Origin of the sequence: Methanoregula sp., from assembly GCF_002835825.1 — an archaeon.
Classification (GTDB): Archaea; Halobacteriota; Methanomicrobia; order Methanomicrobiales; family Methanospirillaceae; genus Methanoregula.
This window is the reverse complement of the sequence record NZ_PIZH01000282.1, coordinates 1-2,845: the sequence shown is the minus strand read 5'-3', so window position 1 is coordinate 2,845 and position 2,845 is coordinate 1. Positions and strand designations below refer to the sequence as shown.

Sequence of the window (2,845 nt, the reverse complement as noted above, 5' to 3'; positions counted from 1 at the left end):
ATTCACATTATCCTCTTCGTCGGCAGAGGCAGAGGTGTATAAGATCGAGGCCCAGAGTTTGTTGAGTCGGTTGAAAAAATCGTATTACCTGAAAGAGGATTTGAGGAGGTGGATGTCGTGACGTACAAAATTCGAAAGGCAACAACTGAAGATCCAGAACCGAATACCTGGTCAACCTTTGATTTGCTGGAAGGTGGAAAAACCTACAAAGTTGTTATGTGGACTTGCCCACGTGGCCAGCATATCCTTCTCGTTCATGAGAAACGACCGTCAGAGAAAAACTGGCAGATCGCTCATGACGGGAAGGTAACACCTTCCGTTGCCTGTGGAGAGATTGCAGGATCACATCCCCATTGTGCTGGCTGCCATTTTCACGAGTTCCTCGAACTGGAGGGATGGTCGTGAGAGTGGATGATGAGAGTCAACACATCAAAGACACGAAATTGAGAATTATTTATCTTGAGCTTCAGCGGGCCACTCAAATGATGCGCCCCTGCAACATCAAGCCGGTAAAGATCATAAAGAACGGTGATGGTTGGCTCTGTATTCTCGGAGATGGATTTCCCGTTGAGCTCGTGCGTGGTTACGGGAAAACACCGGAAGAGGCGTGTTTGAATTTTGATAAGGCATGGTGTGGGGAGGCTGACTAACATGAGCGAAGAACGCTGTCCTGATCGCGATGTCGGGGGAACAACCTGTTGGTATCCTTTCACTACCCTTCGTGAACCCTGCGATAAAAAACTGGCTGAAAACCGATGCGAACGAGGGAGGGTACACCCATGAACAGCCGGTACGAGAAGACCGCCAAGGAGCTCCTGCTCCGGACCCGCGGCAAGAACTGGGATGTTACCGAACCGCGGGACCAGGGCTTCACCCGGGTCCGGCTCTCCGGATCGCACTGCCGGTACTATGTCCGGATCGAGGATCTCGATCGACGCATCGACCGGATTCCCCTGTATCAGCGGGTCTACACTCTCCCTCCGCTGCTATACATCGCAGGTCCCTACTCGCACAAGACCGAGACCGGGATCCAGGACAATATCGGCAGGGCAGCACGTGCGGGCCTGGACTGCTGCCGGGCCGGCTGGGCCGTCCATATCCCGCACAAGAACTTCGCAGGGTTCCACGTGCACCAGGATGTCCCGTACGATGCCTGGCTGGAGAAGGACCTCGCGATCCTCGCGAAGTGCGACGCCATCCTCTTCCTGGAGGGCTGGGCATCAAGCACGGGAGCGTCACGGGAAATGCAGTTCTCGGAAGAGTTGGGGATCCCGCATTTCTTCGCCCGGGATGGGATCCCAAAGCCCGAAGTGATCCGGAGGGATGCCCATGCCTAAAGGTCAGGTTGTAACAACCGATCGGCAGATCATTGACGATTACAAGTCCGGCAAGTTCATCCGGGAGATCTCGCACAAGCGACACACTGGACTGAATCGGATCCGTGCGGCCCTCGATCGCGAGGGCCTCCGGAAAGGGGAGGCGGTGCAAGCGTGACCCTTGCAGCAAGCTTGCCAACGAGCGCCCCTCACCCGGCTGTCCGGAATTTTGGAGATCTCGTCAAGAATTTCAACGCCGATCGATGGTCCGCGGAAGAGATCAAAACCGTGAAGCCCTCACTGAACCGGTACGATGCTCTCGCCCGGTATCGGGAAAAATTCCCTGATTCCTGCAGGTCAGACGATGCGGTTTTCCGGCAGTACTTCAACATGCGGCCGGATATGCGGAAAAAGATCGCGGTCTGGTCCGTGGAGGAACAGGCCCCTATCCTGGCTGCGGATACAGTCGATGAGGCGGTAACTGAGTACCGGCGATTGTTCCCCACATCAACCCGGTCAGACCCTGCCATCAAGCGGGAATGGTATGATTTGAGGCCAGAGAAGCGCGGCCTCGTTCCCTGCGGCCGGAAGAAGGGTGGACGGAACAAGGTCCCTCTAAAAGGGACATTCCGTGAGAAATACCTGATTCCGATGTCCTCGAAACAGGACCCTAAAGGATACAACAACGCCGTGAACGTCTGCCGTAAATACAATAAGCCGTACGATGAGGCGATCAAGCTTCGGGAAGCGGACAAGGCCGAACGGAAGCGGCGGAAAGAGGAGAGGTTATTGATTCGGCAGAACCGAGCAGCTGCCCGGACCGTGAAGAAGATCCCAAAGGAGAGGAAACCCCGTGAGGGACGGAAGAATCCCGCGATCGCGCCCAAGACACCGGCGACGTCTCCGACAGTTCCTGATATCCCGAAATCCTCGGCCGGGTTCTCACCAGGGCAGAAGGTCGTTCATAACGGATCGAAGAGCAGCCCTTATTTTGGATGGACCGGCCGGATCGTAAAGATCGTGAGATCAGGCAAATCTGAACACCTCATGGTCTCTTTCGGGAAAGGGGGAGCGATCCTGATATCAGACAAGTTCGTCACACCTGCAGGTGATTCCTGATGACCAAGGCAGCCAAGATCGAGCGGCAGCAGAAGGCCTTCCTCAAGGCCATGAAGGAGAAGTACGCAGCGGATCCTGCAGCAACATCGCAGCCCGGCCTGTTGGAAAACGCCAATAGCCGCGTTCCTTTGGAGCCGGTGACCTACAAGGTGATCGACTGCCCGATCTGCCGCGGGAGAGGCTACCACGGCCCGAAACGGGCCTTTTGCCACAGCTGCGGAAGTACCGGGAAGAAGCGGGTGAGAGCGTGAAAATTTTCCATTGTCCATTTTGTGAGCAAGAGGCGCGAAGTGATCGGGCACTCCGTGGCCATCTTCGAAAATGTCATCCCGATAAAATCCTTGGAAAAAGTGTTGTTTTCGCAAAGGTGGAAATCGATATGACGAGGCGACCATGATGGAGGTGAGAAC

The 2,845-nt window shown here is 55.3% G+C and carries 5 protein-coding genes; all 5 read left to right on the top strand.

Annotated elements, in window-relative coordinates:
* The first annotated feature begins 401 nt into the window (after positions 1-401).
* The 5 genes from CW742_RS09840 (at position 402) to CW742_RS09820 (ending at position 2,686) form a co-directional block, all read left to right on the top strand.
* A complete protein-coding gene (locus CW742_RS09840; RefSeq protein ID WP_292419800.1) occupies positions 402-650 on the top strand; it encodes a hypothetical protein in 249 nt (82 codons plus the stop codon).
* Positions 651-755: 105 nt separating this feature from the next.
* The gene (locus tag CW742_RS09835; RefSeq protein WP_292419797.1) at positions 756-1,337 is read left to right on the top strand and encodes a DUF4406 domain-containing protein; all 582 of its coding nucleotides are present in this window, start codon (positions 756-758) and stop codon (positions 1,335-1,337) included.
* Positions 1,330-1,494 (top strand): hypothetical protein, encoded by a 165-nt coding sequence (locus CW742_RS09830; RefSeq protein WP_292419795.1) that lies wholly within the window; start codon positions 1,330-1,332, stop codon positions 1,492-1,494. The genes CW742_RS09835 and CW742_RS09830 overlap by 8 nt, the downstream gene beginning before the upstream one ends.
* Entirely contained in the window at positions 1,491-2,435 is a 945-nt protein-coding gene (locus CW742_RS09825) for a hypothetical protein (RefSeq protein ID WP_292419792.1), read from the top strand. Before CW742_RS09830 ends, CW742_RS09825 begins: the two co-directional genes overlap by 4 nt.
* Complete coding sequence (locus CW742_RS09820) at positions 2,435-2,686, top strand: hypothetical protein (protein WP_292419789.1); 252 nt, start codon at positions 2,435-2,437, stop codon at positions 2,684-2,686. Before CW742_RS09825 ends, CW742_RS09820 begins: the two co-directional genes overlap by 1 nt.
* Positions 2,687-2,845: the final 159 nt, after the last annotated feature.

Excerpts from the sequence above, each read along its gene's own strand:
- CW742_RS09820 (WP_292419789.1), top strand. The coding sequence starts at position 2,435 with ATGACCAAGGCAGCCAAGATCGAGCGGCAGCAGAAGGCCTTCCTCAAG.
- CW742_RS09835 (WP_292419797.1), top strand. The coding sequence starts at position 756 with ATGCGAACGAGGGAGGGTACACCCATGAACAGCCGGTACGAGAAGACC.
- CW742_RS09830 (WP_292419795.1), top strand. The coding sequence starts at position 1,330 with ATGCCTAAAGGTCAGGTTGTAACAACCGATCGGCAGATCATTGACGAT.